The 5,104-nt window shown below is 68.2% G+C and carries 4 protein-coding genes; 1 reads left to right on the top strand and 3 read right to left on the bottom strand.

Annotated elements, in window-relative coordinates:
* Positions 1-1,468: depupylase/deamidase Dop (gene dop / locus ACY45C_RS10890; RefSeq protein WP_462187499.1), on the bottom strand; the 1,468-nt coding region annotated here is incomplete at its 3' end.
* A 300-nt stretch (positions 1,469-1,768) separates the two neighbouring features.
* Entirely contained in the window at positions 1,769-3,574 is a 1,806-nt protein-coding gene (arc, locus tag ACY45C_RS10885; RefSeq protein WP_462187498.1) for a proteasome ATPase, read from the bottom strand.
* Between the two features lie 119 nt (positions 3,575-3,693).
* Between arc and ACY45C_RS10880 the strand changes: the two genes are divergently transcribed.
* The gene (locus ACY45C_RS10880; RefSeq protein WP_462187497.1) at positions 3,694-4,014 is read left to right on the top strand and encodes a ferredoxin; all 321 of its coding nucleotides are present in this window, start codon (positions 3,694-3,696) and stop codon (positions 4,012-4,014) included.
* Positions 4,015-4,107: 93 nt separating this feature from the next.
* Here ACY45C_RS10880 and ACY45C_RS10875 read toward each other — a convergent pair.
* Positions 4,108-5,104, bottom strand: a 997-nt coding sequence (locus ACY45C_RS10875) for a tRNA (adenine-N1)-methyltransferase (RefSeq protein WP_462187496.1), incomplete at its 5' end; no start/stop codon positions are given.

Genomic DNA, 5,104 nt, shown 5'->3' with positions numbered 1-5,104 from the left:
TGAGCAGCTCGCCCACGTGCGCCTTCGTGCCGCGCAGCGGCTCCAGCGTCGGCACCCGCTGCAACGAGTCCCGACCGATGTCGAAGATGACCGCGTCCCAGGACGCGGCGGCGACCTGCTGCGGGTAGAGCGCGAGGCAGCGGCCCCGGAAGAAGGCGCGGGTGTCCTCGGGAGGCTCGGTCATCGCCCGGGTGACCTCCTCCTCGCTGACGACGAGATCGAACCGGCCCCGGGCCACCAGGCGGTTGTAGAGGCCCTTGTCCGGACGGACGTCGTGGTACTGCAGGTCGACGAGCTCCAGCCGCGGCGAGTCCCAGGCCAGGCCGTCCCGCGACCGGTAGCCCTCCAGAATCGACAGCTTCGCGACCCAGTCGAGCTCGCGGACGCAGCTCATCGGGTCGACCTCGAGGCGGCCGAGGATCGACTCCCAGCGGGAGAGCATGTCGGCGGTCTGGCCGTCGACGTCGGCACCGAACCGGTCCTCGACGTACTTGCGGGCCTGCTCGAAGTACTCCATCTGCAGTTGCACCGCGGTCATCCGACGACCGTCGCGCAGAGTCACCAGATGCTTGAGGGACGGATCGTGCGAGATCGCCCGCAGCGCCGCCACGGGCCCGTCCACCGACAGGTCCGCGGTGAACCAGCCGTCCTCGATCATCGCGAGGACCAGGGAGGTCGTTCCCACCTTCAGGTAGGTGGCGACCTCGCTCATGTTCGCGTCGCCGATGATGACGTGCAGCCTGCGGTACTTCTCCGGGTCGGCGTGCGGCTCGTCCCGGGTGTTGATGATGGGCCGCTTCAGCGTGGTCTCGAGCCCCACCTCGACCTCGAAGAAGTCGGCCCGCTGGCTGATCTGGAACCCCGGCTCCCGGCCGTCGATGCCGATCCCGACCCGCCCGGCCCCGCAGACGACCTGACGGGAGACGAAGAACGGGGTGAGGTTGCGGACGATCTCCCCGAAAGGCGTCGACCGTGCCATCAGGTAGTTCTCATGGCATCCGTACGAGACGCCCTTGTTGTCGGTGTTGTTCTTGTAGAGGTAGACCGGCTTGGAGCCGGGCACAGACAACGCCCGGCGGGCGGCCTCGGCCATCACCCGCTCCCCGGCCTTGTCCCACAGCACGACGTCGCGAGGGTTGGTGACCTCGGGCGAGGAGAACTCCGGGTGCGCATGATCGACATAGAGCCGCGCCCCGCTGGTCAGGATGACGTTGGCCAGGCCGAGATCGTCCTCGTTGGCCGGGGCGCTCGGATCGACCGCCGGCTCGCGGGGCAGTTCGAAGCCCCGGGCGTCGCGCAGCGGTGACTCCTCCTCGAAGTCCCACCGGGCGCGGCTGCCCGACGCCGACGTTCGACTGGCATACGAGTTCACCACCAACGACGAGGCCAACATCTGATTGGTGTTCGGCTGACCGGGCACCGATACGCCGTACTCGGTCTCGATCCCCATGATCCGGCGCGCGCTCACTCTGCAAGCGTAGGTGCTGCACGGGCGGTCGGTTGGCCGGACGTCTGCCTTGTTTGCTCTGGGCCGCTCGGGATGACACGTCCGCTGCCACGCCTATCGTCAGAATTCGGTGGCGGCACGGTAGTCCGACCGACCGGCGTTCACCAAGGATGCGGGCGGGAGGATACACCCAGGGGTGCCAGTGCCGCAATGCCCAGAGCAACGCCGTGGGCCCCGGGGCCCACGGCGATGGCTCGGGTCCCGCCGTCGGGCGGGACCCGAGCCCCTTACAGGTACCGGCCGTTACAGGTACTGCGACCGTTACAGATACTGGCCGGTGTTCGCGATCGTGTCGATCGAACGGCCGGCCTCGGTACCCTTCGTTCCGGTGACAAGCGTGCGGATGTAGACGATCCGCTCACCCTTCTTGCCGGAGATCCGGGCCCAGTCGTCCGGGTTGGTCGTGTTCGGGAGGTCCTCGTTCTCCTTGAACTCGTCCATGCAGGCGGCGAGCAGGTACTGCATGCGCAGCCCCTTCTGCCCGCCCTCGATGTGCTCCTTGACCGCCATCTTCTTGGCCCGGGCGACGATGTTCTCGATCATCGCACCGGAGTTGAAGTCCTTGAAGTACAGGACCTCCTTGTCGCCGTTGGCGTAGGTCACCTCGAGGAAGCGGTTCTCCTCGCTCTCCGCGTACATCCGCTCGACCACGCGCTGGATCATGGCCTGAACGGTCGCCTCCCGGTTACCGCCGAACTCGGCCAGGTCATCCGGGTAGAGCGGCAGCTCCGGCACGACGTACTTGGCGAAGATGTCCCGAGCCGCCTCGGCGTCGGGCCGCTCCACCTTGATCTTCACGTCGAGCCGACCCGGCCGCAGGATCGCCGGATCAATCATGTCCTCGCGGTTGGACGCGCCGATCACGATGACGTTCTCAAGCTGCTCGACGCCGTCGATCTCGCTGAGCAGCTGCGGGACGATCGTGTTCTCCACGTCCGAGGACACCCCCGAGCCACGGGTCCGGAAGATCGAGTCCATCTCGTCGAAGAACACGATCACCGGCATCCCCTCGGACGCCTTCTCGCGCGCCCGCTGGAACACCAGCCGGATCTGCCGCTCGGTCTCGCCGACGAACTTGTTGAGCAGCTCGGGACCCTTGATGTTCAGAAAAAACGCCCGACCGGTGCCCTGGCCGGTCTTCGCCTCGACCTTCTTGGCCAGCGAATTGGCGACCGCCTTGGCGATCAGCGTCTTGCCGCAGCCGGGCGGGCCGTAGAGCAGCACACCCTTCGGTGGCTTGAGCTGATGCTCCCGGTAGAGCTCCTTGTACAGAAACGGCAGCTCGACCGAGTCCCGGATCGACTCGATCTGGCTCTTCAGGCCGCCGATCTGTTCGTAGCCGATGTCGGGAACCTCTTCGAGGACGAGCTCCTCGACCTCGGACTTGGGAATCCGCTCGAAGGCGTAGCCGGAACGGGATTCGATCAACAACGAGTCCCCGGACCGGATCGGTCCGTCGAGCAGCGGCTGGGCCAGCATGACCACCCGCTCCTCGTCGGTGTGACCGAGCACCAGCGCCCGGTCCCCGCCCTCGAGGACCTCTTTGAGTAGGACGATCTCACCCTGCCGCTCGAACGCGCGCGTCTCGACCACGTTCAGCGCCTCGTTGAGCATGACCTCCTGGCCGGGCAAGAGATCACTGATGTTGACGCTCGGCGACACGGTCACCCGGAGCTTTCTGCCCTGAGTGAACACGTCGACGGTGCCGTCGTCGTAGGAGGAGACAAAGATCCCGTAGCCGCTGGGCGGCTGCGCGAGCCTGTCGACCTCCTCCTTCAGGGTGACGATCTGGTCTCGCGCCTCGCGGAGGGTCGCGACGAGCCTGTCGTTCTGTCCCGTGACAGCCGACAACTCCGCCTGGATCTCCGCGAGCCGTTCCTCCAGCACCCTGAGCTGCCTGGGCGATTCGGACAACCTACACCGCAGCATGGTCACTTCCTCTTCCAGGAAGGCGACCTGCGTCGTGAGCTCGTGTGTTTCCTTCTCGTACGCCGACCGCCGTGATTCGGCATCACCTGGACGACCCGTGCTCCCACCGGAGCCAGAGCCCGAACGGGGACCGGACACTGCGCCTCCACCTCCCCCGTGCTGACCGGGACGCACCCACACTACCGTTGTGACCGCCGCTGGCAGGCCGGTCGGGCAAGGACGATCCAGCTTTGCCGTAAACAGCGGGTTACGGTGCCATGCTGACAGAAGATCGGAGCCCTGTGGCAACTCCAGCGAAGCCGGGCGTTTCGGCAGACCTGCGGGTAAGGGTCGACCAAGATGCCTGCACCGGCGACGGTCTGTGCGTGCAGCTCGCTCCCGCCGTCTTCGAGTTCGACGTCGACGGTCTGGCCTACGTCAAGGACAGCGCGGGCGAGCTGCAGATGCAGCCCGGCGCCTACGTCCCGGTGCCGCTGCCGCTCGTCGACGCGGTGGTCGACGCGGCCGACGAGTGCCCAGGGACGTGCATCTACGTGGAACGCGACGGCACGCTGGAGGCCGGCGGGCCCGTCGGCTGACGACTGGCCCGCCCGGCCGGCACACTCGCGACCACGGCCTGCCCCATGGAACCCCATGGGAATGGCCTGCCCCCTGGGACCCCATGGGATACGTCACATCGGCTGGATCGTCGCCGACCCTGGGTCGGCATCCCGGGACCGGTCGGTCTCGGACCCGGTCTCAGAGCTGGGCTCGGACCCGGGCTCGAGGACAGACCCGGGCTCGAGGGCGGGGTCGAGGCCGATCGGCGCGCCTTTCGCCGGCCGGCGGCGGCGCACCGGAGGAGTGACCCCCTCGGCGAGGCGCCGCGCGGTCACCAGGAAACCGGTGTGGCCGACCATGCGGTGACCGGGCCGCACGGCCAGACCCTCGACATGCCAGTCCCGCATCATCGACTCCCACGCCGCGGGCTCCGTGAACGTGCCGTGCGCCCGTAGCGTCTCGACGATCCGGGAAAGCTGGGTGGTGGTAGCGACGTAGGCACAGACCACCCCGCCGGGCACCAGCGCCGCGCTGACGGCGTCAACGACCTCCCAGGGCGCGAGCATGTCGAGGACGGCCCGGTCGACGTCACGCTCGGTTGTCTCGGCCAGGTCCCCGACCAGCACGGTGTGGGCGGGATGCGGGCCGCCGAAGAACGCCTCGATGTTGCGCCGGGCAATCTCGGCGAAGTCCGCGCGCCGCTCGTAGGAGACCAGACGCCCGGAGTCGCCGATGGCACGCAGCAGCGAGCACGACAGCGCCCCGGACCCGACGCCGGCCTCCAGCACCCGGGCGCCCGGGAAGATGTCCGCATAGGTGACGATCTGCGCCGCATCCTTGGGGTACACCACGGTCGCCCCGCGCGGCATGGACAGCACGAAGTCGACGAGCAGCGGGCGCAGCGCCAGGTAGTCGGTGCCACCCGTGCTGGTGACGACGATCCCCTCCGGCCGGCCGAGCAGGGCGTCATGCTCGACGGCTCCCCGGTGGGTGTGAAACTGCCTGCCCGGTTCGAGGACGACGGTGTGCCGGCGCCCCTTGGGATCGGTCAGCTGCACCCGGTCGCCCTTGGTGAACAGGCCCCGGCGATGAGCGGCGCCGGTCGGGGGCGGAGCGTAACCGCCGGCC

This window comes from Frankia sp. CcWB2 (genome assembly GCF_977927585.1).
This window is presented reverse-complemented; position numbering and strand designations above follow the sequence as displayed.